Genomic DNA, 13,663 nt, shown 5'->3' with positions numbered 1-13,663 from the left:
CCGCCGGGGCAGACGCCCGTCGCCACCGGCACCGGCTCCCCGAGGGGTCGGGCGTGCGTCCGGTCGATGCGTCCTGAGGGACGGCCCAGTGCGACGGCCTCGTGGGACCGGGCTCCTCGGGCAGACAACAGGAGAGGCGGTGCGGCGAGATGTCCGTCTACGTGAAGCTCTCGGCCGATGCCCGCGCGCCGGCGGAGCCCTCGAAGGGCCCACTGGACCTGCAGTACGAGGACGGTGCGGACGGCGTCACCTTCGAGTACGACCTGCATCCGAGCGGGGCGCTGCGCGTCCTGCGGGTCTTCGAGGACACCCCGTACCGGATCGAGGTCTGCTTCGGCCCCGGGGCGTGGCTCCAGGTCGTGGGCAGCTACCTGCGAAGCGGCGCCGAGTACTGACGGCGATCACTGACGGCGCTCCGTGCGGACCGCCGCCCTCGGGGGCGGTCGCCGGGCCGCTCGGCGGTGGCCGGTCGGACTCCACCGGTCGCTGCTGGTCCGCCCCGCCCATACAGTCGTCTCCGGGGCGGGATCGTCGGCACGGGAGGCCATGATGCGGCACTACCGATGGGTTCTGGAGACACAGGACGACGACGGCCACTGGTCCCGGCAGAACGGCGCTCCGCCGCAGGATCCACTGGAGTACGACGGGCCGCCGCAGCAGGCGGCCAACCACCTGCGGGACGTGTTCGTGCGCACGCTCTCCCGGCCCGTGCCCGGGCCCCGGGCGGTCAGGATCCGGCTCTGGGACGGGGCCGACACCGTCGGCCGGCCGCTGGCCGAGGCCGAGTGGTCACGGGAGTGACGCACCCGGCCCGCGGAGCGGTGAGGCCTGTCCGGCGGACGGCTCGCGTGCCGCCGGCTACGCGGGGACCGGCCAGGAGGCGGCCCGGCCGCGGGCGACCTCCGCCCGCCTGCCGGCCTCGCCGGCGCTGCCGGAGGGAGCGACGGCCGAGGGCAGGAAGTCCGGAGGGGACCCCGTCCCCGGTGCGCCGCTGCCGCTGCCCGTCTCCACGGCGAGCAGACCGCTCGCGGCCATGGTGTTCGCGGGGCTCGCGGCTTCGGCCATCAGCCGGGCGGCACCGACGGCATCCGTCTCCGGCGGGACGACCAGCAGGTTCAGCCGGCGCGGGGCGTACGAGAACACCGCGATCGAGTGCTCGTCCTGCTCGGCGGAGAACCAGCCCGCGTGGACGGTGTGCCCGGTGACCGGGATCCGGTGGGGGACGACGGGCCACTGCGCGGGGTTCACGGTGATCCGGGTGATCCGGCCCCACCGCTCGTCGATGTCGGCGGCCAGGGCGGGGAGTTCGAGGAGAAGATCACGCGAGCGGGGCCACCAGGCGCCGTCCAGGCGGCCGGGCCGCACGCCACCAGGCGTGAGGGACAGCCGTGCGGGGGAATCCGGGGCGACCGGCGTCGTCGCACGATCGAGCGTCGTGGTCATGATCGGAAAACCTGTCTCCGGGTCCGGCCCGAGAGGTCGGGCCCGGCATTGCCGTTCGCCGGAGACGACGCCAGTATCCGGTGCCGGCATGCGAAGTGCCTTCGGTGATATCCAGGCTACTCTCGGTCCGGCCCGAACCCGGCATGGTCGCGGTGGTGAGTTCCGCTCGGAGCCGGCGTCTCCGGACGGACCACCGGACCACCGGACCACCGGACCACCGGACACGACGGCGGTGGCCTGCTCAGACCCGCCCGTAGCGGGCCGCCTGGTCGGCGAACTCCCGGGCCATCTCCGCGGAGACGGTCGGACGGGTGCGGTGGATGGCGTCCAGGTACTCCTGGGTTTCCGGCCGGGTCCGCTCGCCCGTGTCGAGGGTGTGCTCGAAGGTGCTCTGGGCGACCGCCATGGCGACCTGCCGGATGTCGGCGGGGGTGAAGCCCTCGCTGGCCGCGGCCAGGACCGCCGTGTCGGCGGCGGTACCCGTCCTCGCCGTGTAGCCGGCCCACAGTGCGTCGCGGGCCGCGGAGTCGGGCGGTCCGACCGGCAGGACGTAGTCGAACCGGCCGTGCCGCAGGAACGCCGGGTCCAGGGCGGCCACCGAGTTGGTGGCGCAGACGAGGAGCCGGTCGTCGCGCTCACGGAACCGCACGATCGACTTGAGGAGTTCGTTGACCACGCCGACCGACGCGGGGGAGGCGAGGCTGCGGGTACCGGCGACCTCCTCGACCTCGTCGATGAACAGCAGCACGTGGTCGAGCTGCGCCACCTCCTCGAAGCGGTGGACGAGTCCGGCGGCCAGCCCGTCCTCGGACGCGAGCCGGGAGGGGAAGAGCTCGATGAACGGCCAGCCGAGCCGACCGGCCACGGCCTTGGCGAACGTGCTCTTGCCGGTGCCCGGAGGGCCGAACAGCACGACCGCGCGGGGAGGTTCCACGCCGTGGGCGTCCGCCAGCTCGGGGTTGGCCAGGGGCAGCACCAGCCGTCGTTCGATGAGCCGCTTCTCGTCGGCCATGCCCGCGAGCCGGTCCCAGAGGTGGGCCTCGGGCATGACCGCGCCCAGCACGGCCAGGACCGTCGCGTCCTGGGCGCCGACCGCCTCCCACTTCTCGAAGTACGTGAGCCCCCGGTGCGGGCGGAACCCGGAGTTGACCAGTGCGGTGGCGCCGGTCTCCCCGTCCGGCAGCAGCGCCGCGACGATCCTGGCGCCGGCGTCCCGCAGGCGGTGCTCCAGCGCCGACAGCAGGGCGGTGCCGATGCCCAGGTGCCGCCAGGCGGGATGCAGGGCGATGCGCAGCACCCACGCGCGGTCCCCGTCCACCCGGCCCACCGCCGCGCCCACGAGGTGTCCGTCGGCCGTCACGACGACGCTCGGGTTCCGCGCCTGCAACGCGGAGACCACGTCGGAGAGGCGGAAGACGGCGGTGTGATCCGTGGTGGCGCTGTCGGCGTCGAGCCGCACCACCGCTTCGAGGTCCTCGGGCGTGAAGTCCCGGACGTGCCAGACAGCCATGTGCCGCTCTCGAAGGTCGCGAGCCCCCGGACTTCCATCATGGGCCGCCCCCGGTGCGTCCGCCCGACTTCCCGGGCGGGGGAGTAGGGTCGGAGTCATCCAGGGCAACCCGCATTCCGGTACCCGTTCCGGCTTCGTCCTGGGTGAAGGGCAGTCCGGCAGCCCGCGGTGGGCGGTCGGAGACGGGAACGGTGAGCACCGTGACCACCCACTCCCCGCAGCCGGTACGGCGCGGCCGCGGCCTCACGGTCGCCGACGCCATGGACCCCTGCGACTACCAGATAGCCGACGACAAGACCGTCGTCCAGGCTGAGGACATCCTCCGCGGGGCGGGCGTCGAGTACCTGCTCGTCCGCGACCACGACGGCCGGTGCGAGGGGCTGGTCACCCGGGCCGCACTCCGCCCGTTCCTGGACCGGCCCTGGGACGGCGAGCGCACCGCGATCAGCGCCACCTCCCACCAGCGCGGCCCGTTCACCTGGCCGACCATGGGCCTGGCGCTGGCCGCGATCGCGATGCGGGTCAAGCACCTGTCGGTCTGGCCCGTCGTGGACGAGGACGGCTACATCCTCGGCGTGCTCACCGCGGACCGCGCCACCCGCCGGCTCACCGTCGCACCGACCGCGTGACGCCGCCGCCCCGGACCGGGTGAGGGGTGGCCCCGACACGCCGCGGAGGCCCGGGCCGCGTCACGCGGTCCGGGCCTCCGACCGGGCGACCCCGCTGCCACTCCGACCGCCGCTCCCTCCCCGGCTACTCCGTCCGCAGGACCTCCGCCACGGGTGCCCGCGCCGCGCTGCGGGCCGGGAGGTAGGCCCCCAGTGCGGCGATCACGGCGCCGGAGAGGGCCAGCAGCGCCACCGCCGGCCAGCTCCACACCCGTAGCAGCGAGTCCGGCAGATCGAGCCCGGTGCCGCGTCCGGTCATCGGGACGATGATCCGGTGCGCGAGCATCCCGAGCGGTGCGCCGATGATCCCGCCGACCGCACCGAGCGCCGCCACGGACGTCACCACCATGGCGGTCACCTGGCGCGGCGTCATGCCGATCGACTTGAGCATCCCCAGGTTCCTGCGCCGCTCGCGGGTGTTGAGGAGCACCGTGTTGAAGACGCCGAGGCCGGAGACGGTGATCAGCATCAGGGTGAGCGTCGACACCACGCTGATGACGACCTTCTCGATGGTGTCGGAGGCGTCGTTCACCGACGCGTGCAGCCCCGGGTCCGTGCCGGCGGCCGCGGCGGCGTAGGCCTGCGGGTCGGTGCCCTCGGTGAGCTGGACGGAGAAGCCCTGGGCGCGCCGGACCGGGCTGAGCGGGATGAACCGGTTCCAGTCGAGGGTGGTCACGTCCCAGCCGTCGGTGGTCTCGCCGACGATCCTCTGCGGCCTCGGCCCGTCGCTGCTGTCCAGCGTGATCGTGTCGCCGAGGGACAGGCCGCGCCGGTGCCAGAACCCGGAGGAGACCACCACCTCGTCCGGCCCCTCGATCCAGCGCCCCCGGACGAGGTCCGGATGCAGCTCGGCCGTGTCGCCGCTCTCGACGCCCACCCTGACGGCGTCCGGCGAGCCGGCCAGACGGGTTTCCACCACGCTCCGCGCGGACACGTGGGCGGTGCCGGGCAGCGAGCGCAGCAGCGCGAGGAGCTGGTCGTCGGAGTGGGCCGGGCCGGGCGGGTTCCACTCGGGGTCGTTGAGGTCGACGCGCACCTGGATCCGGTCGGTCTGGTTCCGCACCTGCCCGAACTCGATGACCGAGGCGGAGATGCCGAGCGCCATCGTCACCGTCATGACGCCGAGCACGACGGTCGACAGCGTCAGGGCGGTACGGCCGGGCCGGGTGAACGGCCACCCCAGGCCGAGGCTGACCGGGCGCGGCAGGCGCGACCCGCCGAGCTTCCGCTGGACGGCCAGTCCGCGTCCGGTCCGCTGGGCGCCGCCCGCGCTGATGGCGACGGCGGCGGGAAGACGGCGGGCGCGCAGCGCCGCGACGAGCGCGGACAGCGCGACGAGCACCGGCATCCCGATCAGCACGACCGGGTGGACCCACGTCGGGACGGTCGCCCTGTCGATGACGAGTTCGTTGCCGAAGATGCCGAAGAACGCCTGGTGCACCAGCTTCTTCCCGACCAGGCCGCCGATCACCGAGCCGAGCGCGCTGCCGATCACCGCCGGGACGGTGACCATGACGAGGTAGACCGCCGTCACCTGGTTCGGCGTGAATCCGAGGGCCTTGAGGACTCCGATGTGCCGGAAGCCCGCGACGACCGCGCCGCTGACGACGTTGCCGACGATCAGCACGGAGACGATCAGTCCCAGGACGCCGAAGACCGTCAGGAACGGCACGTAGGTGTTCGGGCCCTTGGCGAGGTTCGCCTTGAGGGCCAGGTAGGAGCCGGTCCCCGTCAGGGCGTCCGGAGGCAGGCCCCTGGTGGCGGCGGCCGTGCCGGCCTTCAGCGCCGAGTCGGAGCCGGCGTCCGCGAAGCGGTACATCATCTGGAGCGAGGCCGGGTGCAGGGCCCGGGCCTGGTCCGGTGTGACCCAGCCGCCCGCGGACCGGCCGGCAGAGGAGGCGTAGCCGACGACCTTGAGCCGCACGCCGTCCGGGGTGACGACCTCGTGCTCGGACCGGATCTCCAGCCGGCCGATGGACGGGGGCGCGTTCAGGACGATCTCGCCGGGGCCGGTCGGCCAGTGGCCGGCGCCGAGTTCGAGGGTGTCGACCGGGGTGTCCGGCCGGTCGCGGCCGACGACGGTGAACGCACCCGACATCCCGATCGGATGGTCGCCGGTCTCCGAGGGCGAGTGGAGGACTGCCGCGGGATAGGGGCCGGCGACGGCCGTGACGCCGGGGGCGTCCGCGGCCCGGGCGATCTGCGCCGCGGTCACCTTCGAGCCGTCGAACTCGGCGGTGACGTGTGCGCCGTTCGCGGCGTCGTAGGCCCGGTCGAACGGGCCCGACACGGCGGCCAGCAGGCCCAGCGTGGCGACGGCCATGGCGCTGGAGACCATGACGACGACGCCGAGGACGAAGGTCTGGAACCTGCGCCGCCGCACCGCCGCCCGGGCGGCCCGCCAGACGGCGCTCATCGGGCGACCCCCGTGGCGCCCGCGACCCCCGCGCCCACGGTGCCCGTGGCGCCGTCCACCGAGCCGTCCCGGGCGATGCGCCCGTCCGCGACCTCGATGACCCGGCGCGCGCACCGCGCGGCGAGCCGCGGGTCGTGCGTGACGATCAGGAGCGTCTGGCCGAGCCGGTTCAGGTCCGTGAGCAGCTGCATCACCTGGTCGCCGGAGCGGCTGTCCAGGGCGCCGGTCGGCTCGTCGGCCAGCAGCAGCGCCGGCCGGTTCATCAGGGCCCGCGCCGTGGCGACCCGCTGCCGCTCGCCGCCGGACAACGAGGCGGGGTGGATGTCCCTCCGGTCGGCGATCCCGAGCTCGTCCATGAGCTCCAGGGCGCGCTCGCGGGCCGCCCGGGCCTTCATCCCGACCAGCTGTCCGGACAGGGCGACGTTGTCCAGGGCCGGCAGGTCGTCCAGCAGGTTGAAGAACTGGAAGACCATGCCGATCCGGCGGCGGCGGAACAGCGCCAGGCCCTTCTCGCCGAGCCTGGCCAGGTCCTCCCCGCCGACGACGACCGATCCTCCGGTCGGCCGGTCGAGCCCGGACACCATGTTGAGCAGCGTCGACTTCCCGGAGCCCGACGGCCCCATCACGGCGACCGCCTCTCCCGCGCCGATCGTCAGCGAGACGCCGTCCAGCGCCGCGTGGTCGCCGAAGTCCTTCCGCACGTCGGTGAGCCGGACGACGACGTCCCGTTCCTCGTAACCGCCAGTGTTGGTCATGGCGAGAACACTGCCGATCAGCCCGGTCCGGCGGCATCGGAGCGTCGTCCACGTCCCGCGGCCGGGATGCCGACCCCGGGTGTACACCCCCGGTCCGATGCCCCCCCGGACGATCACGTGGCTACGATCGCGCCATGCCCACGACCCCGCCCGCGACGCCGTTCCACCGTGTGACACCCGGCGCGTGGACGGCGCTCGCCTGGTGCGTGTCCACGCTGTACTCGTTCGTCGTCCAGATCCGCTGGCCGGGCGAACAGCTGCAGCCCTGGGGCGAGAAGAGCCACCGCATCGAGCCGTTCGCGATGGACCACCGCGAACTGGCGACGCTGCTGCTCGCGGCGGCCCTGCTGGCCGTCGCCTGCCGGATCCTGACCCGCCGTCCGCTCGCTCCGCTGGCGCTGCTGGTGCTCAGCGCGCTGGTCCTGACCAACGGCCCGCTGCACACCACCAGCATCGCGCCCCAGCAGTACCTGCCGGTCTGTGTGGCCCTCTGCTTCACCGCCGCCACCGAGGCGCGGCGGACGTCGCTGTACGGCGCCGGGCTGGCCCTGGCCGGGCTCCTCGGCTACGTCGGCACGCGCCTGGCGCTGGGGTTCCGGGTGGGCACCTCGGTCGAGGCCGTCGTCCTGATGATGGTCGTGGTCGCCTGGTTGGTCGGGAACTCGCGGCGTCAGGAACGCGAGCACACCGAACAGTTGCGCTCCCGGGTCGCGGAGCAGGCGGTGACGGCCGAACGGCTGCGGATCGCCCGCGAGCTGCACGACATGGTCGCGCACAGCATCGGCGTCGTCGCGATCCAGGCCGGGGCCGCCAAGCGCGTCATCGAGACCCAGCCGGAGGGCGCCCGCAAGGCCCTCGGCGCCATCGAGGACACCAGCCGCGAGACGCTCGCTGGGCTCCGGCGCATGCTCGGCGCCCTCCATGACGCCGAGTCGGGCGGGGCCGGGAAGCCGCTCGCCGGGCTCGGGGACGTCGACAGGCTGGTGGAGAACGTCCGCAGCGCCGGGGTCCGGGTGGACGTCGAGTGGCGCGGGGAGCGGCGCCCGCTGCCGCCCGAGGTCGACCTGTCCGCGTTCCGCATCATCCAGGAGTCCGTCACCAACGTGGTGAAGCACTCCAGGACGCAGCAGTGCCGGGTCTCCGTGGTCTTCCGGGAGGCCGACCTGTCCGTCGTGATCGTCGACAGCGGCTCCGGAACCGGCAGGGGAGAGGGCACCGGCTACGGTATCGCCGGGATGCGCGATCGGGTCAAGCTGCTGAACGGCGACTTCACCGCCGGTCCGCGTCCCGAGGGCGGCTACCGCGTGACCGCCCGTCTCCCCGTCCCGATGGAGGTCTGATGCCGGTCCGCGTGGTGCTCGCCGACGACCAGCCGCTGATCCGCGCCGGCCTCGTCATGGTGATCAACGACATCCCGGACATCGAGGTCGTCGGCGAGGCCGGGAACGGCGCCGAGGCCGTGCAGCTGGTCCGTGAGCTGGCTCCCGACGTGGTCGTCATGGACGTCCGCATGCCCGGCATGGACGGCATCGAGGCCACCCGGATGATCACGCGGGAGGCCGGTGCCCCGCACGTCGTCGTCCTGACGACGTTCGACGACGACGACAACGTCTACGACGCCCTGCGGGCCGGGGCTTCGGGATTCCTCGTCAAGGACATGGCCCTGGACGACATCATCGCCGCGGTCCGGGTCGTGGCCGCCGGGGACGCCCTGATCGCCCCGAAGGTGACGCGCCGCCTGATCGAGGAGTTCGCCGACCGCCCGCAGCGGGCCGCCGCCCCGCCGCCCAGGGAGATCCGGGGGATCACCGGCCGCGAGCTCGAGGTGCTGACGCTGATCGGACGAGGCCTGTCGAACGCCGAGATCGCCGAGGCGATGTTCATCAGCGGCGCGACCGTCAAGTCGTACGTGACGCGGCTGCTGGCGAAGCTCGACGCCCGCGACCGCGTCCACCTCGTCATCATCGCCTACGAACACGCCCTGGTCTCACCGACCGGCTGACCTCCCACTCCCGCTTCGCCGACACCGCCTGCCCCCGGGATCCCCCGCCGGGCCTGCGGGAACGACGAAGGCCCGGACCGCGTGACGCGGTCCGGGCCTTCTGCCGGCGGAGGATACGAGATTCGAACTCGTGAGGGGTTGCCCCCAACACGCTTTCCAAGCGTGCGCCCTAGGCCTCTAGGCGAATCCTCCGTGGGAGAGCTTAGTACATGTTGAGGGGTGGTCGCGACCAGCTATCCCGGAGGCTCGGAGGCGGGGTGGCCTGTGGATCGTCGGGGCGGGGATCCGGTACTGTGGGTGTCAGCCCCTCGTGTGGCGTTATCTCTCTGAACCCCCCCAGGGCCGGAAGGCAGCAAGGGTAGGAGGGCTCTGGCGGGTGCACGGGGGGTCTTTGCGTTCCCGGGGCCGGTGGGCGGGGGCGAGGGGCGACGCGTTTGTCCGTGCGTCCCGATATCGTCGGGGGTGTGTCCCTAGCCCTGTACCGCCGCTACCGCCCCGAGACCTTCGCGGAGGTCATCGGGCAGGAGCACGTGACCGCTCCGCTCCAGCAGGCCCTGCGCAACAACAGGGTCAACCACGCGTACCTGTTCAGCGGGCCGCGCGGCTGTGGCAAGACCACGAGCGCACGCATCCTGGCCCGCTGTCTGAACTGTGAGCAGGGGCCGACGCCGACGCCCTGCGGCGAGTGCCAGTCCTGTCGCGACCTCGCGACCGGCGGGCCCGGCTCGATCGACGTGATCGAGATCGACGCGGCCTCGCACGGTGGCGTCGACGACGCGCGCGAGCTGCGGGAGCGGGCCTTCTTCGCGCCGGTGCACAGCCGGTACAAGATCTTCATCCTGGACGAGGCCCACATGGTGACCTCGGCGGGGTTCAACGCGCTGCTCAAGGTGGTGGAGGAGCCGCCGGAGCACCTGAAGTTCATCTTCGCGACCACCGAGCCGGAGAAGGTCATCGGGACGATCCGGTCCCGGACGCACCACTACCCGTTCCGGCTGGTGCCGCCGGGCACCCTGCGCGACTACCTGGCGGAGGTCTGCGGCCGGGAGGGCATCCAGGTCGAGGACTCGGTGTTCCCGCTGGTGGTCCGCGCCGGCGCGGGTTCGGTGCGTGACTCGATGTCGGTCATGGACCAGCTGCTGGCCGGTGCCGCCGAGGGCGGCGTGACGTACCAGATGGCGACGGCGCTGCTCGGGTACACCGACTCGGCGCTGCTGGACGAGGTGGTGGACGCCTTCGCCGCGCAGGACGGGGCGACGGTGTTCCAGGTGATCGACCGGGTGGTCGAGGGAGGGCACGATCCGCGGCGCTTCGTCACCGACCTGCTGGAGCGGCTGCGCGACCTGGTCATCCTGGCCACCGTTCCGGAGGCGGGGGAGAAGGGGCTGATCGACGCCCCGGCGGACCGGGTCGCAGTCATGCAGGCGCAGGCGGACGCCTTCGGTGCGGCCGAGCTGAGCCGCGCGGCTGACCTCGTCAACACCGGGCTGACCGAGATGCGCGGCAACGCGGCGCCCCGGCTGCAGCTGGAGCTGATCTGCGCCCGGGTGATGCTGCCGGGTGCGTACAGCGACGAGCTGTCGCTGCAGGCGCGGCTGGACAAGCTGGAGCGCCGGGCGGCCGCCGGCGGGTTCGCCGCTCCGGCGGGCCTGGCACCGGCGGGCCCGGCCCCCGTGGCGGCTCCCGCGGCTCCCGCGGCCCCCGCGGCTGTTCCGGTCGCGGCCCCCGCGGCCGCGCCCGTCCCGGGGCCCGCCCCGGTGGCGGAGGCCGCTCCGGTGCAGGCCCCGCCCGTCCAGGCGGCCCCGGCTTCCGCGCCGGTGGCGCCCGCGCCCGCCGGGCCGGCGCCCGGTGCCTGGCCGATCCCGCGCAGCTTCCCCCCGGCCGGTGCCCCCGCGCCGCAGGCGCCTGCTCCGGCGGCGGAGGCCGCCCCGGCGCCCGCCCCCGCCGCGCCCGCCCCCGTGGCCGCCCCCGCGCCCCCGGTTCCCGCGTCCGCGCCCGGCGCGCAGCCGTCGGCCGCGGCGCAGCAGGGTGCCGCGCAGGTCCGGCAGCTGTGGCCGCAGATCCTGGAGGCGGTGAAGAACCGCCGCCGTTTCACCTGGATCCTGCTCAGCCAGAACGGTCAGGTGGCCGGGTTCGACGGCAGCGTGCTCCAGGTGTCGTTCATCAACGCCGGCGCCAGGGACAGCTTCGTCGGCAGCAACAGCGACGACGTGCTGCGCCAGGCGCTGGGCGACGCGCTGGGCGTGGACTGGCGGATCGAGTGCATCGTCGACCCGTCCGGCGGCGGCAGCCTCGGTGGCGGTGGCGGCGTCCCGGCCGGTGGCGGTGCCCCGGCCGGGGGCGGCTGGGGGGCTCCGGCCCGTCCGGCGGCCGCCGCGCCGCCGGTGCCGGCCCCGGTGCCCGCGCCGGTGCAGCCGCAGTCCTCGCCGCAGCCGCAGGCCGCCCCGGTGGCGTCCCCGCCGGTCCAGGCCGCGCCGCCGGTGGCGGCCGTGCCGGCCCGCCCGGTGCAGTCCGTGCGGCCGGAGGACGACGTCCCGGAGGAGGACGACCCGGACCTCAACGAGGACGCGTTCTCCGGTCAGGACCTGATCATCCGCGAGCTGGGGGCGACGGTCCTGGAGGAGATCCACCACCGCGGCAACTGAGCGACGGGCCGCCCCGGCAGCACGTAGGCTCGGCCGTGACGACGCGAGCTGGACTGCGGACGGGCGACGCGCCCCGTCCCGCACGCGGATGGCGCGAGCGGGGCGGGCACGTGGACGACGGGGCGGGCCAGCAGGCACGACAGCGAGGAGTGAGCCGTGTTTCCCGGTGGTGGCCAGCCCAACATGCAGCAGCTGCTGAAGCAGGCGCAGAAGATGCAGCAGGATCTCGCGAAGGCGCAGCAGGAGCTGGCCGAGGCGAAGGTGAACGGTTCGGCGGGCGGTGGCCTGGTCGAGGCCACGGTGACCGGTGCCGGTGAGCTGGTGGCGCTGACCATCGCCCCGGCCGCCGTCGACCCGGAGGACACCGAGACCCTGGCCGACCTGATCCTGGCGGCCGTGCGGGACGCCAACCAGACGGCGCAGAAGATGCAGGCCGAGCGCATGGGCCCGCTGACCCAGGGCCTGGGCGGCGGGATCCCCGGTCTGCCGTTCTGACCCCTCCGGCCCCGGAGCCCCGGGGGCCCGGAGCCCCGGGATTCTGGAGTTCAGACAGCGGACCCATGTGATTTATGTGGGAGTCGGGCGTCGGGCGGTGTGTCCGGCGCCCGATTCGTTGGATGATGGCACCGGAGCACCACCGACCATCCGAAGGAAGGCGCGACGTTGTACGAGGGCGTGGTTCAGGACCTGATCGACGAGCTGGGCAGGCTGCCCGGTGTCGGTCCCAAGAGCGCCCAGCGGATCGCCTTCCACGTCCTGCAGGCCGACCCGACCGACGTGCGCCGTCTCGCGCACGCGCTGCTGGAGGTCAAGGACAAGGTCCGTTTCTGCGCGGTCTGCGGGAACGTCGCGGAGGCCGAGCAGTGCCGGGTCTGTCTGGACCCGCGCCGCGACCTCGCCGTCATCTGCGTGGTGGAGGAGCCCAAGGACGTCGTCGCCATCGAGCGCACCCGTGAGTTCCGCGGCCGCTACCACGTGCTGGGCGGCGCGATCAGCCCCATCGAGGGCGTCGGCCCGGACGACCTGCGGATCCGCGAGCTGCTGTCGCGCCTCGCGGACGGCACGGTCACCGAGCTGATCCTGGCCACCGACCCCAACCTGGAGGGGGAGGCGACCGCCACCTATCTGGCCCGGCTCTGCAAGCCGATGGGCCTGAAGGTGACCCGGCTGGCGAGCGGTCTGCCCGTCGGCGGGGATCTGGAGTACGCGGACGAGGTCACCCTCGGCCGCGCCTTCGAAGGGAGACGACTGCTCGATGTCTGACCGGACGCTCAACCAGCAGCCCCACACGCCCCACCAGCCGTCCCACGGACAGCCGCACGGGGACCACGCGCCGCACACCCACGCGCACGGCTCGGAGCCGGACGACTTCGCCGTGCAGATCGCCGACTCGGTGGAGAGCTTCGTGCTCGCCGTCACCGAGGTCGCCAAGGGCGACGAGCCGGGCAGCGCGGTCTCGCTGCTGCTCCTGGAGGTCTCGCAGCTGCTGCTGGCCGGCGGCCGGCTGGGCGCCATCGAGGACGTCGTCCCCGAGGACCGCTTCGAGCCCGACGCGGGGCCCGAGCCGGACGGCGAGCAGCTCCGCGAGCGGCTGGCCGTGCTGCTCGCCCCGATCGACGTGTACCACGAGGTCTTCGACCCGTACGGGCCGCCGGAGAAGCCGAACGCCTTCCGGATCTCGGACGACCTGGCGGGGGTGGTCAGCGAGCTGCAGCACGGGCTGACGCACTACCGCGAGGGCCGGGTCAGCGAGGCGCTGTGGTGGTGGCAGTTCTCGTACCTCTCCAACTGGGGCACGACCTGCACGGCGGTGCTGCGCGCGCTGCAGTCGCTGATCGCGCACGTGCGGCTGGACAGCCCGATCGGGGCGGTGCCGGACGGCGCCGACACGGACGACGACGGGCTCACCGACGAGCAGCTGGAGCAACAGGCCGGCGACCTGATGGCGGCCGAGCTGGGTCTCGGGCGGTAGCGGCGCCCGGCGCGGCCGGCCGTGGCGGACGGTGACCGGCTCCGGCGGAGTGTGACGGATGCCTCAGCGGTCCGGGCGGGGAGGGAAACCCGCCGGATCGCCGTCCGTCCGTCCGCCGATTCTTCGGGGCACCGCCGGATCGCCCGCAGACCTGCCGGTGGCGCAGCCCGGCGGGCCGACCACCTGGTGAAACAGTCGTCTCATCATGTGGAAGGCGCCGGTCGGGGCACCCCTGCTCGGTAGACTGGCGCC

The 13,663-nt window shown here is 73.7% G+C and carries 13 protein-coding genes, 1 tRNA gene and 1 other RNA gene; 10 read left to right on the top strand and 5 right to left on the bottom strand.

Annotation, left to right across the window (positions count from 1 at the left end; genetic code table 11):
• The first annotated feature begins 149 nt into the window (after positions 1–149).
• Positions 150–395, top strand: coding sequence for a hypothetical protein (locus AB0N04_RS07845; RefSeq protein ID WP_360205604.1), 246 nt, complete (start codon positions 150–152; stop codon positions 393–395).
• Between the two features lie 154 nt (positions 396–549).
• Entirely contained in the window at positions 550–801 is a 252-nt protein-coding gene (locus tag AB0N04_RS07840) for a hypothetical protein (RefSeq protein ID WP_360205601.1), read from the top strand.
• 57 nt (positions 802–858) lie between these two features.
• On the opposite strand, the gene AB0N04_RS07835 is transcribed toward AB0N04_RS07840, so the two are convergent.
• Together AB0N04_RS07835 and AB0N04_RS07830 are read right to left on the bottom strand one after the other, a co-directional pair.
• On the bottom strand, positions 859–1,443 hold the full coding sequence (locus AB0N04_RS07835) for a DUF5994 family protein (protein WP_360205599.1): 585 nt from the start codon (positions 1,441–1,443) through the stop codon (positions 859–861).
• 241 nt (positions 1,444–1,684) lie between these two features.
• Positions 1,685–2,953 carry a GNAT family N-acetyltransferase gene (locus AB0N04_RS07830; RefSeq protein ID WP_360205596.1) on the bottom strand — a complete coding sequence of 423 codons (1,269 nt, stop codon included), beginning with the start codon at positions 2,951–2,953 and terminating at the stop codon, positions 1,685–1,687.
• 200 nt (positions 2,954–3,153) lie between these two features.
• Between AB0N04_RS07830 and AB0N04_RS07825 the strand changes: the two genes are divergently transcribed.
• The gene (locus AB0N04_RS07825; protein ID WP_360205593.1) at positions 3,154–3,582 is read left to right on the top strand and encodes a CBS domain-containing protein; all 429 of its coding nucleotides are present in this window, start codon (positions 3,154–3,156) and stop codon (positions 3,580–3,582) included.
• 124 nt (positions 3,583–3,706) lie between these two features.
• Here the strand turns inward: AB0N04_RS07825 and AB0N04_RS07820 are convergent, their stop codons facing one another.
• A complete protein-coding gene (locus tag AB0N04_RS07820) occupies positions 3,707–6,037 on the bottom strand; it encodes an FtsX-like permease family protein (protein ID WP_360205590.1) in 2,331 nt (776 codons plus the stop codon).
• The gene (locus tag AB0N04_RS07815; RefSeq protein ID WP_360205587.1) at positions 6,034–6,792 is read right to left on the bottom strand and encodes an ABC transporter ATP-binding protein; all 759 of its coding nucleotides are present in this window, start codon (positions 6,790–6,792) and stop codon (positions 6,034–6,036) included. Before AB0N04_RS07815 ends, AB0N04_RS07820 begins: the two co-directional genes overlap by 4 nt.
• 134 nt (positions 6,793–6,926) lie before the next feature.
• Between AB0N04_RS07815 and AB0N04_RS07810 the strand changes: the two genes are divergently transcribed.
• Positions 6,927–8,132, top strand: coding sequence for a sensor histidine kinase (locus tag AB0N04_RS07810; RefSeq protein ID WP_360205585.1), 1,206 nt, complete (start codon positions 6,927–6,929; stop codon positions 8,130–8,132).
• Entirely contained in the window at positions 8,132–8,794 is a 663-nt protein-coding gene (locus tag AB0N04_RS07805) for a response regulator transcription factor (RefSeq protein WP_360205582.1), read from the top strand. The genes AB0N04_RS07810 and AB0N04_RS07805 overlap by 1 nt, the downstream gene beginning before the upstream one ends.
• A 107-nt stretch (positions 8,795–8,901) precedes the next feature.
• Here the strand turns inward: AB0N04_RS07805 and AB0N04_RS07800 are convergent.
• Positions 8,902–8,986: transfer RNA gene (locus AB0N04_RS07800), tRNA-Ser, on the bottom strand.
• 110 nt (positions 8,987–9,096) lie between these two features.
• On the opposite strand from AB0N04_RS07800, the gene ffs reads away from it, so the two are divergent.
• From ffs to AB0N04_RS07775, 5 genes are all read left to right on the top strand, one after another.
• Positions 9,097–9,187: signal recognition particle sRNA small type (ffs, locus tag AB0N04_RS07795), an RNA gene on the top strand.
• A 71-nt stretch (positions 9,188–9,258) separates the two neighbouring features.
• Entirely contained in the window at positions 9,259–11,439 is a 2,181-nt protein-coding gene (locus tag AB0N04_RS07790; protein WP_360205579.1) for a DNA polymerase III subunit gamma and tau, read from the top strand.
• A 156-nt stretch (positions 11,440–11,595) separates the two neighbouring features.
• Entirely contained in the window at positions 11,596–11,934 is a 339-nt protein-coding gene (locus AB0N04_RS07785; RefSeq protein WP_148644036.1) for a YbaB/EbfC family nucleoid-associated protein, read from the top strand.
• A 168-nt stretch (positions 11,935–12,102) separates the two neighbouring features.
• Positions 12,103–12,702: a recombination mediator RecR gene (gene recR, locus AB0N04_RS07780; protein ID WP_218198914.1), complete on the top strand. Its 600-nt coding sequence runs from the start codon at positions 12,103–12,105 to the stop codon at positions 12,700–12,702.
• Positions 12,695–13,411, top strand: coding sequence for a DUF5063 domain-containing protein (locus AB0N04_RS07775; protein WP_360205576.1), 717 nt, complete (start codon positions 12,695–12,697; stop codon positions 13,409–13,411). The genes recR and AB0N04_RS07775 overlap by 8 nt, the downstream gene beginning before the upstream one ends.
• Positions 13,412–13,663 lie beyond the last annotated feature (252 nt).

The sequence above is a fragment of the Kitasatospora sp. NPDC051702 genome, assembly GCF_040681575.1.
Lineage (GTDB): Bacteria > Actinomycetota > Actinomycetes > Streptomycetales > Streptomycetaceae > Kitasatospora.
This window is presented reverse-complemented; position numbering and strand designations above follow the sequence as displayed.

Bases quoted from the DNA above. Each gene is read 5' to 3' on its own strand.
- AB0N04_RS07805 (WP_360205582.1), top strand. From the start codon at position 8,132: ATGCCGGTCCGCGTGGTGCTCGCCGACGACCAGCCGCTGATCCGCGCC.
- AB0N04_RS07835 (WP_360205599.1), bottom strand. From the start codon at position 1,443: ATGACCACGACGCTCGATCGTGCGACGACGCCGGTCGCCCCGGATTCC.
- AB0N04_RS07815 (WP_360205587.1), bottom strand. From the start codon at position 6,792: ATGACCAACACTGGCGGTTACGAGGAACGGGACGTCGTCGTCCGGCTC.
- AB0N04_RS07775 (WP_360205576.1), top strand. From the start codon at position 12,695: ATGTCTGACCGGACGCTCAACCAGCAGCCCCACACGCCCCACCAGCCG.
- AB0N04_RS07840 (WP_360205601.1), top strand. From the start codon at position 550: ATGCGGCACTACCGATGGGTTCTGGAGACACAGGACGACGACGGCCAC.
- AB0N04_RS07845 (WP_360205604.1), top strand. From the start codon at position 150: ATGTCCGTCTACGTGAAGCTCTCGGCCGATGCCCGCGCGCCGGCGGAG.
- AB0N04_RS07820 (WP_360205590.1), bottom strand. From the start codon at position 6,037: ATGAGCGCCGTCTGGCGGGCCGCCCGGGCGGCGGTGCGGCGGCGCAGG.
- AB0N04_RS07810 (WP_360205585.1), top strand. From the start codon at position 6,927: ATGCCCACGACCCCGCCCGCGACGCCGTTCCACCGTGTGACACCCGGC.
- AB0N04_RS07830 (WP_360205596.1), bottom strand. From the start codon at position 2,953: ATGGCTGTCTGGCACGTCCGGGACTTCACGCCCGAGGACCTCGAAGCG.